Origin of the sequence: Nonlabens xylanidelens (genome assembly GCF_002934445.1) — a bacterium.
In the GTDB taxonomy this organism is placed as follows: Bacteria; Bacteroidota; Bacteroidia; order Flavobacteriales; family Flavobacteriaceae; genus Nonlabens; species Nonlabens xylanidelens.
This window is the reverse complement of the sequence record NZ_PTJE01000009.1, coordinates 82,533-98,793: the sequence shown is the minus strand read 5'-3', so window position 1 is coordinate 98,793 and position 16,261 is coordinate 82,533. Positions and strand designations below refer to the sequence as shown.

Below are 16,261 nucleotides of genomic sequence, written 5' to 3'. Positions count from 1 at the left end.
CATGAGCAAACTAGTGCAAATTTCTGTTTTACCGCATCACCTTGAAGACGAAGATCATATACTACATAAGGTTTTTGAAAAAATAGACTTGCGTATGGATGACGTTCAAAAATGGAACGTTAGAAAAAGATCTATAGACGCGAGACAGAAGAAAGTAAAGTACAACTTGCAAATAGAATTATGGCTTACAGGAGAAGAAATCCCTGAAAGAGAAGTCTATAAAATAGAAGATGTTTCTGATGCCACTGAAGTAGCTATAATAGGTGCTGGACCAGCTGGGTTATATGCCGCTTTAAGAGCTGTAGAAGGTGGTCTTAAACCTATAGTTTATGAAAGAGGTAAAGATGTACGTTCTAGAAGACGTGATCTCGCTGCGATTAATAAAGATCATACCGTTAATCCAGAATCAAATTACTGTTATGGAGAAGGTGGAGCAGGTACTTATAGTGATGGTAAATTATATACTAGATCAAAGAAACGAGGTAACGTTCTTAAAGCGTTAGAGTGGTTTGTAGATTTTGGTGCGACGCCAGATATTCTAGTAGATGCGCATCCACATATAGGGACCAATAAACTGCCACAAATTATTACCTCTATGAGAGAAGCTATTCTTGAGGCTGGAGGAGAGGTGCATTTTGAGTCCAAAATGACCGACCTACGTCATGAGAATAATAAAATCAAAGCGATACAAATTAATGATGTAGAATGGAAGGAGTACGATAATGTAATTCTAGCCACTGGACACTCTGCTAGAGATATATTCAATTTACTGCATAAAAGAGATGTAAAGATTCTTGCAAAACCATTTGCAATAGGGGTAAGAATAGAACATCAACAAGAGCTTATAGACCAGATTCAATACCATGGAGACGATCAAAACCCATATTTGCCACCAGCTAGTTACAGCCTAGTAGAGCAAGTAGATGGTATGGGTGTTTACTCTTTCTGTATGTGTCCTGGCGGTATAATTGCTCCATGTGCTACAGATACAGAAGAGGTAGTTACTAATGGCTGGAGCCCTAGTAAACGTAATAATCCTTATTCTAATAGTGGGATAGTGGTAAGCGTCTCTCCAGAAGATCTTCCTAATTATGACCCTAATAACCCTAACGATCCATTTGTGTCACTAGATTTTCAAAAACAAGTAGAATACGATTGTTGGGTTGCAGCAGGAAAAACGCAACGAGTACCGGCACAACGCATGATGGATTTTGTAGAAGGAAAGGTATCTACAGATTTCCCTAAAACTTCTTACCATCCTGGATTAACTAGTGTAGATTTAAATAAAGTATTGCCAGATATGCTAGCGAGTCGTTTAAGGATTGCTTTTGTAGCATTCGGTAAAAAGATGAAAGGGTATTATACTAATGATGCTGTATTGCATGCCCCAGAAAGTAGAACCAGTTCACCTATCAATATACCTAGAGACCCTATAACTCTCGAACATGTTGATATTAAAGGGCTTTATCCTTGTGCAGAAGGTGCAGGATATGCCGGTGGTATTATTAGTGCTGGAATAGATGGGATTAATTGTATGGATCGTGTCCTTGAAAAAAATCGATCACGGTAATCTCAAATGTTAATTAATTGCTATTTAGTATAGTAGATGGAGTTGGTGATAAAAGTTAATGTTAGTTTTGCCGGCAATAAACTAACCTATTTATGTCACGAATTTTATATCATAATCTAGATTATGGTGAGCTTTTTATATTTGGGAATTATGTAATTGCTCAAATAAATGAAGGTGTTGTTCTTAAGCCAGAGAATAATGACGAGATGCGAGACATTATCTTGAATCATTTTACAGATAAAAATTGGGTGTACATTTCTAATCGTACGATGGAGTATACTGTAAATCCTATAACCTACTTAGAAACTTCAAAAATTGATAACCTACTAGGAGTTTGTATTATTACTACTTCCTTAATAGGTAAGAAAACAGCACTTTTTGAGAGTAAATTTTATGCAAAGAGATTTATGGTGGCTTCTACTGTTTTAGAAGCTATTGAGTGGGCATCAGAAGTGTTAGGTGAATAGGGTTAGTTTGATTCTCGCTTTCGCGAAAGCGGAAACCCAATAAACATAATAGATAGTACAAAGTTTATACTACCGTGATACTTCTTATATATTCTTCATTTACCTTTAAATCAAAGGAAAAAGATATGAATATTTTAAAGACAATTCAATGTTGCGCATTTTTATTAGTTGGTATAGCAATGTCCACAGCGCAAACACGTACAAATCCATCTAATCAACCTACAGAGTTAGGTAAAGTTTCATGGTATAGAGATTATGATCAGGCTCTTAAAAGCTCTAAAGAGTCTGGAAAGCCAGTTTTAATTTTATTTCAAGAGGTGCCAGGCTGTTCTACTTGCCAAAACTATGGTAAGGATGTATTGAGTAATCCCTTAATGACGGAAGTTATCGAAAATGAATTTGTACCACTTGCCATTTATAATAATAAAGGAGGTAAGGATCGTGTAATTTTAGAAAAATATACAGAAAGTGCCTGGAACAATCCTGTGGTTAACATTGTAAATGATAAAGGAGATAAAATGGTAAAACGTGTAGCAGGTAATTATACAGCCCAAGGACTTTACACCGCTATGGAAGAGGCGCTGGTTATTTATAAGAAAGAAGTGCCTGCTTATATGAAACTGTTAGGAGAAGAGCTGCATGTGAGTAGTGCTAGTCAACAAGATCGTTATTATAGTATGTACTGTTTCTGGACTGGAGAGAAAGAACTGGGTTCACAACTAGGGGTGTTAAATACAGAGGCTGGTTTTATGAAGGGATATGAGGTCGTAAAGGTAACTTATGATAATACAGTGACTAGTAATGAGCAGCTAGATCAATTTGCCAGCCGTAGAGATATGAAATTAATAGGCCTTGATAAATCCTATTATGCATCGAGCAAAGATGAGGACTATTATCTCAAACATAGCGATTATAAATACTTACCGTTAAGTGAATTACAACGTACCAAAATTAATAGCGCATTGGGGATGAAAAATAATGCAATACAATTCTTAAGCCCTAAACAATATAAAAGATATAAGGGTTTAAGAACCGCAAAGCACAAAGCTATTTTGTTTGATAAAGATTTTCAGTCTAGCTGGAATAGTCTGGCTCTTAATTAATGATTAATAGTGTAAAATAGAATGGACGTTAGGATTTTTTAAGAGGTCCTTACCTTTTAAGAAGTCTAATTCTATAATAAAACTATACCCTACTGTTGTGGCACCAGTTTGTTCTACTAATGATAAGGCAGCTGCTGCAGTACCACCAGTGGCAAGTACATCATCATGGATCAAGACATTATCGCGTGATGATAAGCTGTCTTTTTGTATTTCAAGAGTATCTGTGCCGTATTCTAATTGATATTCTTGAGATATGATCTCTCCTGGTAATTTACCAGGTTTACGCATCATTACAAATTTTGCATTTAGAGCATCGGCCATTAACATTCCAAAAAGAAAACCTCTAGATTCTATGCCTATTACTACGTCTATATTTTTATCCTTATAAGGCGCAATAAGAGATTGAGTCATCGATTCCCTCGCTTCTTTTGAGGCTAGTAGAGGAGAAATATCTTTAAAAACGATTCCTTCTTTAGGAAAGTTAGGTATGTCTTTAATAAATTTAGAGAGAGTTGTATTATTCATGCGATAAATATAAAAAAGGGTTTACTGTATTAGGTTATGAAGTGGTATTTAATTAGAAGTAGAAGGGGTTATTGATACTCTAAAATTTATTTTTTAAAATTTATTTAAAAAAAGCCTTGTTGTATTTTTAAATTAAACTATATTTGCAGCCGCTAAAGAATGATATGTTCGGAGGCAAAGGTGATAAGTCTAAAACTTATTTTAAATTGCTACCTTAAAGTAATTAAAAATGGCCTCGTGGCGCAACTGAATAGCGCACTTGATTACGGCTCAAGAGGTTACAGGTTTGAATCCTGTCGAGGTCACTTTAAAGAGCTTAAACTCTTATCAAAACCACGTAATTCTTATGAATTACGTGGTTTTCTGGTTTTTAGAGCAACATTTAAAATGATATGATTTGCTTTAATATGTCAGTTATCCGTCAGTTAATTTTCAAAGTGTCAGTTCAACTGACGCTTTCACAAAAAGCGCTGAATGTATTGCTATAGTTGATTTGACTTTCGTCAAGACGATTTGTTTAATCTAAAGACGACAACTATGCGGTCAACACACACATTTTCAATTCTCTTTTGGGCAGACCAAAAGAACGCCATCAATGGCGAAGTATTAATCTACGCTAGAATAACTGTAGATAAAAAAAGAGCAAATATTAGTTTAAAAAGACGTGTGCCTCAAAATCTTTGGGATCCTAAAAAGAAAAAACTCAGAGGCAATTCGCACCAAGCTCAAAGCGCCAATCAGTATTTAGATCAGATTTACACACAACTCTTCCAGATTTACCAGGACCTTAAATTTAAAGAAGAGCTCATTACGGCTCAACTTATTAAAGCACAATATACAGGCGAAGCTGACAACAAAGGAAAAACACTTAAAAATATTTTTGAGTACCACAGTAAAAAAATTGCAAATACCCTCGCTGTTGGTTCAATCAGAAATTTCGGTATAACAGAAAATTATATATTTAAGTTCCTGCAGCAGAAAAAGAAGACTACTGATATATACCTCAACCAGCTCAATTTTGAATTCTTAAGTCATTTTGAGCTATACCTATCACAAGTATGGCCAGCAAATCATCCAAAAGCATTAAGTAACAATACAAGGATGAAACACATACAACGTTTACGAAAGGTTGTTACGTTAGCTTATCATTTAGAGTGGATTGACAAAGATCCTTTTGTCAGATGGAAAATGACCTATGATAAAACTAACAGAGAATATCTATCGGAACAAGAGTTAAAGAATCTTGAAAACAAAGTTTTCATTTCAGAACGTTTAGATCGCGTTCGCGACCTATTCGTTTTTAGTTGTTATACAGGTATTAGCTACGTCGATATTATGAACTTAACACCTAATCACCTAGTTTTAGGTATTGACGGAGGTAACTGGATAATGACCAAAAGACAGAAAACCAATACAACAGTCAAAGTACCTCTATTAGGGCAAGCTTTAGATATCGTAAATAAATACAAAGATCATCCGGTAACAGCAGTTAATAATTCATTGCTTCCAGTACTCACAAACGAAAAAATCAATATGTTTCTTAAAGAAGTAGCCAATTTTGTAGGTATTAATAAGAACCTAACATTTCATATGGCACGACATACATTTGCTACAACAGTCACCTTATCTAATGGCGTGCCTATAGAAACGGTATCTAAGCTTTTAGGACATTCTAAAATAGCCACTACTCAAATTTATGCTCGAGTCCTTCAGAACAAAGTAAGCGCAGATATGAATGCTTTAAAAGTGGTTTTACTCAATAAGTCAAAAGATCAAAAGAATGGAAATAACTCAAAAATAGGTAGTTAAAATTTTATGAGATTCACTTCCCTCATTTATATTTTGTGATATTAAATGTGTTGTATAACTTGATGGGTAAATTTTAAATCCAACCTATGCAGCACATTACCCAAATCATCAAAAATTACAAACAAGAAATATTGAAAATAGAAGAATCCAACCTAAGAAATCTATCTGTTCTCAATGATGGATTAAGCATTTCTGTACAAGCATTAAACAAACTAAGGAAGAGGCTTAGGACAAAAGACAACTTCCTTACACAGCAACAAGAAATAGCTTTTTTCAAATACGACAAACCATTTATAAACGGTAGAATTAAGTTCTTTTCAAAGGCAAGACGCTTCATTTCAGAAAAACCTGTAGCCAGTATTTCAAAACAGGTAAAATATGTAAGCACAGTAATAGATAAATTGGAAAATCATAAAATGAGAAATCTAGAATTTTTCCAATACTGCAGACAATGCAATGATGCATTAGATCATATCTATTTTGTGCGAGGTAATGATAGACTAGATTTTCCTGTAGACACTTCTCATTATTTTACGGACCCAGAATTCTCAACCAGTCACGACAACCTTGCTGCGCAAGTAATTAGCTATGATTTACTCTCAAGTTACTTCGATTTAGAACTAGATTATCTGAGAAAAAAGAGAGATAATATAACTGTTGAAGAAGTCAGTCCGGCTATACTTAATGGTCTATCCTGGACAGCTTCTAAAACAGATTTAGTAGAAATGATTTATGCGCTACATAGCGCTGGCGCTATCAGAAACGGTCAAGCAGAACTAAGCAAAATAGCTGAGGTATGTACTACCTTATTCGATATCAATCTAAACAATTTCTATAAAACCTATGCCGAAATAAAGAATAGAGAAAAGGACACTACAAAATTTTTAGATCACCTAAAACTCAGTCTTGAAAAACGGATAGACCTTGATAATGCTAAGTAAAATCAAAATAAATGAACATTTCTTATAACTTCATAAATGTTAAAATACTTCGGTACTACCGAACACATACCGAATAAAAAAGGGCAAGTTTAAGCAGTTTTGTAAAACGAAAGTCAAATCAATGCAAAGTCATCTTAAATCAATTAATCTGATGACTTTGCTTTTTAAACAATTTTACAATGGCAACAGAAATTCTTACCACAGACGACCTTTATGATTTTAAATTAGAACTTTTTGGAGAACTCAAAAAACTCCTTCAAAAAAAAACTCCAGCGGATATCAAAAAATATCTCAAATCTGCAGAGGTAATGGAAATGCTTCAGGTTAGTCCTGGAACACTTCAAAACTTGAGAATTAATGGCACACTCCCCTACACAAAGATTGGAGGAATCATTCTATATGAGTACGAAGAAATACTTCGTATTCTTCAAGAGAACAAAGTGGTATCGTAAGATGGAACAATGGCAGAAGTTAATTACATCAAACACCTCAATGTAGTCTTTGCTTTGTTTCAAAAAGACAGTAGACTTAACCCAACCCATATAAGTCTCTATTTAGCATTCTTTCAGATCTGGAATCACAATCGTTTTCGCGAAAGCTTCCACGTAAACCGTGAAGATGTGATGCGCTTGTCTAAAATAGGTTCGAAATCTACATATCATAGATGTACTAGAGAATTGCACCAATACAAATACCTCATCTATGAGCCATCGCACAATCCATTTAAAGGCTCAGTGATTAAGATGCTCATATTCAAGACAACCTCTGGACAAGCTATGGACTTAGGTGTGTCAAATCAAGGACAAGCACTAGTACCTTCTAATAAACAGTATAAACAAATAAAAAACAGTTATAAACTGGAGCTTCCAAGAAGTGAATTAGAAGTTTTAGATTTTTTCAAAAAAGAAAAGTGGCCAGATTTAGAAGCACAAAAATTTTATAATCATTACCAAGCCAACGGTTGGAAAATAGGTGGCAAAATTAAAATGGAAGATTGGCACGCATCAGCAAAAAACTGGATACTAAAAGCCACAGAATTAAAAACAAAAAAAGAGCCGTCCCTAAATAGAGACAACCTACATACAGTAAGAAATAAAGATTACAATCAGCCATTATGAAACATCCAGCAACAGTATTTAATCCACAGCAGCCACATATACTCTTTGAAGGTGCTACACAGTTTAAATTAGGAAGTTTTGATGGCAAAGCCATCTGCTACGATTTCCCTAAAATACTAACCTACTTAGATGCAAAAGGCAAACTACTCTTTGGTAAAAATTTTAAAATCTACGAAGACGATCACGAGCTTTTACTAAAGCTAGCAAGCTACTTTATACAAGACCACAAGTATTGTAAAAAACTAGATATAGATACAGAAAAAGGCATACTCCTATCTGGTCCTGTAGGATGTGGTAAAACCACATTAATGCGATTATTACCGCATCTCGTACCTCACAAAAAAAACTACGCTTTTATACCGGCACGTAATATTGTTTTTGGATTTAACGGTATAGGTTTTAAATTGATTGAGGACTATAGTGATAACAAAGCTTACTGCTTTGATGACTTAGGAGTAGAACACATAGGCAGATATTACGGTAAAGATTGCAACGTAATGGGAGAAATACTCATATCAAGATATGAAGTATTCAAACAAAAAGACATCTTAACCCACATTACAACAAACCTTAATGCAGAAGAACTACAAGAAAAATATGGCGAACGTATTAGATCAAGGATGCGAGAGATGTTTAATCTGGTAGCATTTGGAGAAAATTCACGGGATAAAAGAAAATAATAACGCTAAAGCCTTGTTTTATAACGGATTTATTAAATAATACATCATTATTATAGATAAATATTACGTTTTTACGCATTTATGTCACACTTATTACTATATTTGTGACAGAAAACTAATATAATATAACACATAGATGTATACAGAGCTAATTAAGATAATTGAAGGTGGTCTCAGTCACGATGCAAAGAAGGTGATCAGCTATTCTAAGCACTTAGCTAAGAAGCTTAGAGAAGACGGAGCAGATAAACTTGCTGATAAAATTATGAAAACTATTGAGGGCTCTACGGGAATTCCTGTATTTAAAGATCAACTTTTTGACGCACCTGTAGACAACGACACACGCCTAAACATTGCTGATATAATACTACCTCAAGATATCAAACTAGATATAACTATATCTGAGAGCATTCAAAGTCCTGTAAATAATTTTATTTCATTAGTTAATTCTAAAAATGACATTCAAAGTAAGGGATTAGATATCAATCTTTCAATGTTGTTGTATGGCCCTCCGGGTTGTGGTAAAACAACTTTAGCAAAACATATTGCAAAAGAGTTAGACATACCAATCGTTATTGCGAGATTTGATTCTTTAATCTCATCACTGCTAGGTAACACTGCTAAAAATATAAGAAAACTTTTTGATTACGCAAAGAGTAAACCTTGCATATTGTTCTTAGATGAATTTGATGCTATTGCAAAAGCTAGAGACGACAATCACGAAACTGGAGAATTAAAAAGAGTTATTAATAGTTTACTTCAGAACATTGATGACTTTCTGGAAACAGGTATTCTAATAGCTGCTACTAATCACGAGCAGCTATTGGATAGCGCAATATGGAGAAGGTTTGAAAAGGTTGTTAATGTAAACAAGCCTAATTCAGATGAGATTAAAAATTTAATAAGCAATTATTTGATCAAAGTTGAAGCTAACATTGATACTAATGACAAAAAGTTTGACACACTTTCAACTTATTTTAAAGATCTGTCGCATTCAGAAATAATTAAAATAATGAATAGCGCTTATTACAACTCAATAATCCATAAAAGTGTGTTTGAATATGATGAAATATTCTCTGAATTTTTCAAGTATAAAAACAACAATAGATATACAGCAGATGAAATGATCAGGTTTTTGAATGAAAGTCATATACCTCAAAAACAAATAGCAACTTACTTAGATATATCAATAAGACAAGTCCGTAACGCATTAACAATTGAATAAAATGGCAAAAAAGAATTTACCTATAAAGCTCTTTGAAAAAAGACAAAAAATTGACGATCGTCGCGTTGAAGGCGGCGGTAGTAAATCTATCCCTAAATGGCAATTAGAAGGTGAAGCTTTAGAAGCTAGGGCGACTTCAATATTAGATAAAGTTAATGAACTAGATAACTACTTTACTAATGTAGAATCAAACAGAAGTTTTATACCTGCCACTCTTCGTGTTGATATTGATGATGATGCTATTGCTAAATCCCACAGGTCAGAAATTCAAAAGTTATTTAACGGTTTACATTCGAAAAATAATATTATCGGGTTTATTGATTCTAATAGTGCAATTGTAAAAGTAGATAGTATTGAAGAGAATAATGCTATTAAAAGAAACATAAGAAATTACAATAAAAATGCAAGAGGTATATCTGCAATAGAAGCTGTAGAACCTTATGTGCCATTTATTGAAGATTTAGATGATAATCAAACAGTAAAAATATCTTTAATAGATTACTTAGATCTTGAATTGAATAACGCAGTCAAACAAGTATTTGAAAAATACTGCCAACAAAAAGGCGTAAGAGTGATTGAAACCAATTATTCTCCAGGATTAATTATTTATAAAATTCAAAATGCAACGAAAGCTCAGTTAGATAGCATTAGTGATTTTGAAGCTTTAGAATCGATAACTTTTATGCCTCAATATTCAGTTCAAATGGATTTTTTGGATTCAGATGAAGATATAGACATTAAAAAACCTAAAGAAGGAGAAGAATACCCAGTGATTGGAGTATTAGATTCAGGCATAGCTAATAATAGATATTTAAATCCCTGGTTGTTAGACAGGAAATTTTCTTCTTATCCCGAAGATTTGATAAACAAAGATCACGGCACAGGCGTGTCTAGTATTATTGTTTATGGTGATGAATTGGAAAATAAAAAATGGACAGGTAATTCAGGTTGTATGTTGTTTGACGCAACCGTTTTTCCTGATAATAGAAAAGAATCAATTAGCGAAGACGAGTTAATTGAGAATATAAGAGATGCAATCTCTAGCAATCCAGAAATTAAAATTTGGAACCTTTCATTAGGTACCGCTACTGAAGCAGATATTAGTGAATTTTCAGATTTTGGTAAAGCACTTGATGATATACAGATGGTAAAAGACGTTATTATATGTAAATCAACAGGTAATTGTATCAATTTTAAAACGGGACATCCAAAATCTAGAGTAGCAAAATCTGGTGATTCAATGAGATCTATTGTAGTAGGATCTATAGCACACTCAAAAACGACTGATGACTTATCGGATGTAAATCATCCTTCACCTTTCACTAGAATTGGACCTGGCCCAGCAAATAGTATAAAACCAGATTTAGTTTCTTATGGTGGTAATGCAGGTGTAAAATCAGGAAGTATTGTACAAAACGGCGTCAAGGCAATAGCTCCAGATGGAAGCACAATTAAAACTGTGGGAACAAGTTTTTCAACTCCTCGTGTTACATCGCTACTTTCTGAAATTAATTTTAAAGTAAAAGAAAAGTTTAGTCCTACTCTTTTAAAAGCTTTAGCAATTCATTCTGCAAAATACCCATCGGGTGTTGATTTCCCAATTAATGAAAAAGTAAAGCAAATGGGTTTTGGTGTCGCGACCTCTGCTGATGAAATTGTATACAACGACCCACACGAGATTACACTGATATTACAGGAGAATATCAACAGAGGTGAATTCATCGAAATTTTAGATTTTCCTTTTCCAGAAAGCTTAATTGACGAAAATGGTTTTTTCTATGGAGAAATAAAAGTAACATTAGTAGCTCAGCCAGTTTTAAGAGAAAAACAAGGAGCTGAATATTGCCAATCAAATATCAAGTTGCAATTCGGTACCTACGAAGACATCAAAAGTCGAGATACTACCAAATCAAATATTCTCAATCCTATAGGTCCAGAAGACCCTAAGAATGTAATGTTGGATTCTAACTATGCTGCAACGCATAAAAGAGACACTTCTACTGATTACGCTAGAGAAAGAATGTTACTAAACTATGGTAAAAAATATCAACCAGTTAAAAAATACTCTGTCAATCTTGATGAAATGACAGCAGCAAGACAGAGAGATGCTCTCGCTGGTAATAGGAAGTGGTTTGCTAAAATAAAAGGTGAATATCGAGATTTTGCCGAAACAATGGCTCTTAAAGATGGTGAAGTACTTAATCAAGATTTCACACTTATAGTAACCATAAGAGATACTAAAAGTCAACATCAAGTTTACAATGAAGTATCAAGATTACTGGCAGACAGAAACTTTCTACACTCAAATATCAAGCTGAGAGAAGAAATTAGAATTGATATTGATAATAAGGAATAAAAAAAGCAGGCTTTTGAATTAGAATTTCAGCCTGCCTCTCTAAAAATCTTTGTAGATCCTTTTTTTGACGAGACGAATGTACAGAGACTTTATCAGAGGAAAAAATAAATTCTAAAAAGAGATAGCTTCACTCTTTTTGTTGAAGCTCTAAATCTTTTTATTATGGCTAAAACTGCTGAAGGAAAAAAGATTGTTACCGTAAAGCCTCATACAAAAAAGGTGGGAACAAAAACAGTAAAGGTGCCAAGACACAAGAGATCTACACCTAACTAAAAAGAGCCGCATTATGCGGCTCTTTCCGATTTAAAAAAACCATTATAATGGTCGTTTCAAAATCCCACCTTCTCTTCAAGTAACTCAATTAAATCAGCATCATAGTACTTAAACACGTCAGGGATATCCAAAACATTGATTTTAGAATAATATGTAGAGCCAGTATGTTTCTGTATTTGTGCAAGATGTCGCTGTTCCATCACAAACACTTGGTCTGCCCACTTCAATAAATCTTAAGTCAGTTCTGTAGTACCTTCCTTTCTACAAATCTTAATAGTAGTACCGGCATTCAAAAATTCGTGCACTCCATATTTTGATGAAAAATAGTCTTCAGCAGTCTTCGACCGCTGCTTATTAGCAAAACATATAAATAGCACTTTCATCAATCAAAATATTTCATAATTTCTTCTATTCTGATAACTTTCTCCTTAAAGCAAGACACATCAGCACAAACCACAGTTTCAAAACAGTTTCCATTGAATGTAAAATCATCAATTCCAGAAACTAAAACTCCAATAACTTTATTGGTGGTTAGGTTTAATACAGGAGAGCCTGAGTTTCCTGCAAAGCTGTCGAAATCAGTATAAAAGTATTGTGGCTGAGAGTCATTTATTATGCGAGCATTAATAGTTAATTTCATAGGAAGTCCAAGAGGGTAACCTAACATATAAATTTCGTCCGTATCTTGTACATCCCTCGAATTTCCGACTGGTAGGATAGCTCTGTCTAACGATCTATCAACTTCAAATTCTACAATATCTAATGCGTTTATTTTTCTAGATACAGAAGTGATATTATAAGTATTTTTTTTGTCCACAAAAGATAAGACCTCGCCTAATTTATTGATGGTATAGTATTCAAAAATAACAACATAATCAGAGGGTGGCCTTGTAAATACGTGTTTCGCAGTAAGTAGAGTAATATTAGATTTTACGAAGGCAGTTCCTTCTCCCAGAAGTACTTGATTATTAAAAGGTACATCCTCACAAACATTGTATCTGTCTTTTAGTGTCAGGGAACTATTAATTTGATAAGTGTCTTTGTTTAAAGCTAGTAGTTTCTCTTTTTCAACAATAACACCTACACTTTGACTAGAAGTCAGAATCTTTTTTTGCCAATCACTGTTACTATCAAGCTCAAGTATCTCAATCCTACTGTCATAATCACTAGGCCCTTTTAATTTCTCTTCCTTTTTACCTTTATAAATGAAATAACGTTTTTTTTTAGAGCCACTTACTTTTTCACTTTCACTTTCGCTTAGAAGTTCAGCTTCCTGTGCAAACATTATAATTGTCTGAGTTTCCATAGCATCTTCACTACGATAACTATCAAGTGATGTGGTTACACGCTCGCTTTCAGACTCACTTATAGATTTAGCTGTTGCGCTCATCTGCTCTTGTTCTTGAAGTTGTACTTGCTGCTGTACTTGCTGCTGTGCTTGCTGTTGCGATTCTAAAATCAATGGTTGATTTTGAATTTGTTCAAAGTAAATACCAAAATCTCTATCATTTAAATAAAAAGACTCACTTTCAATTTTTTCAATACTCCTTTCTTTAGACTTGAATTCTTCTGTAGGTAATTGCAACTGCTGCATTAATTTATATACATCCATACTAGAAACAGTATCGCTTTTGAAAATATAACCTTTGACTCGGTCTTTTTGTAATCTTTGATTTGATTTTTCTTTTACCTCAGTATTCTGAGAATACATAAAAGATACAAAGAGAAAGAGGCATAAACCAATAAATTGTTTCATCTTATTTTCTGTATATACTATATAAAGGGATGTCTACAACTAATCCTACACCTATTCTAAAAGAATCTTTAATCGTATTCGTTATAGCGCCTTCGGAATTTTCTTCAAAATCTAATTGAGGGCCATATTGAGTACCTATATTTATTGAAATTGGGCTATCTCCTAATGGTGTACTATAATATAATCCTGGTGCCAAAATATTTTCAAATGTATAATCAGATATTGTTCGAGTTTCGTCTGCATTATCAAATCTCAATCGAAATGGCGCGGCTATATCAATTACACTTACAAAAAAGCTTCCTTTACCTGTAAATTTTGGCTTTATAGTTATACCAACAGGTGCAGTAATTCCTACAGCAAAGGCACTTTCATTACCTTCATATCCGTTTAAATCTAAACCAAAGATTAAACCTGGATAAGTATCAAGACCTACATAAATATTAGCTTTCTGCTTACTCTTATAGCTGCCTTGTGGCATAGCAAAGGCACTTATGGCCTTCTCAACACCTTCTGAATCTTTAGCGTTGGCTACATTGGCATAAAAATTTAAAACTCGGGCTAATTCTTCAGTGATATCAAAGTTTAAATCACTTTTTTCGGTTAAGTCAACTCCTAATGATAAAGCGTCAAAAAGAACATTATTATATCTCTTCTTTCTTAAATCTAAAAGTAATTTATTTGCAAAATGGGCGGTTGAAAAATATTTTTCTAAATCAACAGAAATTGTAGTTGAAGTAGCTGTTGTTCCTACGTTTTCTTCAGGGGCTACTGGATTGCTTATTGAGAAATCGGTTCTAATTTCGATGTATGTTCCATATGAATCTTCAATAAAATTAATTATGTCCTCTACATAAATATGAACTGTTTCAGGTTCAATCTTAGTTTCACTATTTTGACTTGCTATTCTAATTTTTCTCGCATTTTGATAGATTCTTTCTGCACTTGCTAAAATTCTTCCAATATCTTGTTGAACATTATAAAGTTTACTTATGCCATTTTCTAGATCATCTACACTAATATTAGTCATCAATTTATCAGTAGGGAACCCATCTATGAAATAATGATATTTTGATTGATTGTGAAGAAACCCAAAATATAATAAGTTGTAATTAATATCTGTACTATAATTAGATAAGAATTCGAGACTCACAAAACGTCTTTCACTATTGGAAACAATAGTTAAAGAATGTACCAATAGAGAAACCGCATTTAAATTTTCATAAGCTGTTTCCTCTTTTGTAACTTCAAATAGTAATTCCTTCAATTCTTTATCCCGACTTAAAATATCTATTAATTCAACAGGGTTCTTAGTCTTATTTAATTGATTAATAAACTCTACTCCCTTAAGAGCAAGTTTAAGTTCTGGCTTATCTTTAAATCGATTACTTTCTTTTAATTGAGGAATATTAACAAGTAATTGGTCAAAGTCTTTTTCTAAATTCTCCTTCAGATCATTACCTAGATTATTAATATTAGTTAATTGATAGTCTTTTAAAAACCTAGTAGTTGTTGGAAGTATAATTTGAAGTTCAGCCAATAATTGTTGTTTTTTTTGTTGACTTTTTAATTCCTCTAAACATTTTGCCTTTTTTTTTGGATCTTCAATTTTAGAACAATCAGTGAGTTCAACATATTTTTTGAGTTTATCAAAAGCATACACTTGTAGTTCCTGCTTCGTTCTATTTGCAATAAAACCACTTAATCCATCAATAAATGTTTCTAACGCAAGATCTCCACCGAGTATAGGTAAACTCTTATTTATATTATTTATTGAAGACGCTCTTGCATATTCATCTGTCATACTTGCGTAAGATTGCTCATACTTTTTTGAAAACCGTTTAAGTATCTCTTTTACATAAGGGTTAGAGGATGAACAATCTTTGAGATTTGTTAATTTCAATGAATCAGCACTAAAATTAATTTTTTCTATATCTAACCTAGCAGTTAATATATTTTGATTGTATTCATCAATTTTAATAGCACTAAAAGATGACTTATTTTCTTTTAATAATTTTTCATTTAATTCTGTTATAAGAGATTTATTTTCACTTATTATATTGTTGTGATATTGTATGGCCTCCAATAATCCAACCTCCTTTTCTGGACTCCCAACTTTAGTATTATAAACCTCTAATTTACAATCGTATATATACCTTCTTAATAGAGATATAACCTTCTTACGATCTCTATTCATTTCTTCTTTAACCTTAGATATATCCACAAGACTATAATCCTTATGTATAAGGTCAGTTAATGTTGCAGCATCTCCCGCTACTGGGGCATTTCGTTGTGAATAAGCAACGACTGAAATTATTAAAAATAGTAACGTAAAATATTGTTTCATAACGGGTTAGTTAAGTTTAATTTATAAATCTAATTAATTCTGTCCATTAAACAATACCCATTAATAGGTATTTTACTTGTACCTAATTAATAGT

At 33.2% G+C, this 16,261-nt stretch carries 13 protein-coding genes and 1 tRNA gene; 11 read left to right on the top strand and 3 right to left on the bottom strand.

Annotated elements, in window-relative coordinates; genetic code table 11:
• Position 1 precedes the first annotated feature (1 nt).
• The 3 genes from LY01_RS14255 (at position 2) to LY01_RS14245 (ending at position 3,140) form a co-directional block, all read left to right on the top strand.
• Complete coding sequence (locus LY01_RS14255) at positions 2-1,570, top strand: NAD(P)/FAD-dependent oxidoreductase (RefSeq protein WP_104516687.1); 1,569 nt, start codon at positions 2-4, stop codon at positions 1,568-1,570.
• A 92-nt stretch (positions 1,571-1,662) separates the two neighbouring features.
• On the top strand, positions 1,663-2,037 hold the full coding sequence (locus LY01_RS14250) for a hypothetical protein (RefSeq protein WP_104516686.1): 375 nt from the start codon (positions 1,663-1,665) through the stop codon (positions 2,035-2,037).
• Between the two features lie 179 nt (positions 2,038-2,216).
• Complete coding sequence (locus tag LY01_RS14245; RefSeq protein ID WP_170034662.1) at positions 2,217-3,140, top strand: VPGUxxT family thioredoxin-like (seleno)protein, type 2; 924 nt, start codon at positions 2,217-2,219, stop codon at positions 3,138-3,140.
• 3 nt (positions 3,141-3,143) lie between these two features.
• Here LY01_RS14245 and LY01_RS14240 read toward each other — a convergent pair whose 3' ends face one another.
• On the bottom strand, positions 3,144-3,665 hold the full coding sequence (locus LY01_RS14240) for an adenine phosphoribosyltransferase (protein WP_104516684.1): 522 nt from the start codon (positions 3,663-3,665) through the stop codon (positions 3,144-3,146).
• 231 nt (positions 3,666-3,896) lie between these two features.
• Between LY01_RS14240 and LY01_RS14235 the strand changes: the two genes are divergently transcribed.
• The 8 genes from LY01_RS14235 (at position 3,897) to LY01_RS14200 (ending at position 11,794) form a co-directional block, all read left to right on the top strand.
• Positions 3,897-3,970, top strand: a tRNA-Arg gene (locus tag LY01_RS14235).
• Positions 3,971-4,202: 232 nt separating this feature from the next.
• On the top strand, positions 4,203-5,474 hold the full coding sequence (locus LY01_RS14230) for a site-specific integrase (protein ID WP_104516683.1): 1,272 nt from the start codon (positions 4,203-4,205) through the stop codon (positions 5,472-5,474).
• Between the two features lie 86 nt (positions 5,475-5,560).
• Entirely contained in the window at positions 5,561-6,415 is an 855-nt protein-coding gene (locus LY01_RS14225) for an RteC domain-containing protein (RefSeq protein WP_245890755.1), read from the top strand.
• Between the two features lie 179 nt (positions 6,416-6,594).
• Positions 6,595-6,867 carry a helix-turn-helix domain-containing protein gene (locus tag LY01_RS14220; RefSeq protein WP_104516682.1) on the top strand — a complete coding sequence of 91 codons (273 nt, stop codon included), beginning with the start codon at positions 6,595-6,597 and terminating at the stop codon, positions 6,865-6,867.
• A gap of 9 nt (positions 6,868-6,876) precedes the next feature.
• Positions 6,877-7,533, top strand: a complete 657-nt coding sequence (locus LY01_RS14215) for a hypothetical protein (RefSeq protein WP_104516681.1) — start codon at positions 6,877-6,879, stop codon at positions 7,531-7,533.
• On the top strand, positions 7,530-8,213 hold the full coding sequence (locus tag LY01_RS14210; protein ID WP_104516680.1) for a P-loop NTPase family protein: 684 nt from the start codon (positions 7,530-7,532) through the stop codon (positions 8,211-8,213). Before LY01_RS14215 ends, LY01_RS14210 begins: the two co-directional genes overlap by 4 nt.
• A 136-nt stretch (positions 8,214-8,349) precedes the next feature.
• A complete protein-coding gene (locus tag LY01_RS14205; protein ID WP_104516679.1) occupies positions 8,350-9,438 on the top strand; it encodes an AAA family ATPase in 1,089 nt (362 codons plus the stop codon).
• A gap of 1 nt (position 9,439) precedes the next feature.
• On the top strand, positions 9,440-11,794 hold the full coding sequence (locus tag LY01_RS14200) for a S8 family peptidase (protein ID WP_104516678.1): 2,355 nt from the start codon (positions 9,440-9,442) through the stop codon (positions 11,792-11,794).
• Positions 11,795-12,449: 655 nt separating this feature from the next.
• Here the strand turns inward: LY01_RS14200 and LY01_RS14190 are convergent.
• Together LY01_RS14190 and LY01_RS14185 are read right to left on the bottom strand one after the other, a co-directional pair.
• On the bottom strand, positions 12,450-13,823 hold the full coding sequence (locus tag LY01_RS14190) for a S1 family peptidase (protein WP_104516677.1): 1,374 nt from the start codon (positions 13,821-13,823) through the stop codon (positions 12,450-12,452).
• 1 nt (position 13,824) lies between these two features.
• Complete coding sequence (locus LY01_RS14185; RefSeq protein ID WP_104516676.1) at positions 13,825-16,167, bottom strand: hypothetical protein; 2,343 nt, start codon at positions 16,165-16,167, stop codon at positions 13,825-13,827.
• Positions 16,168-16,261 lie beyond the last annotated feature (94 nt).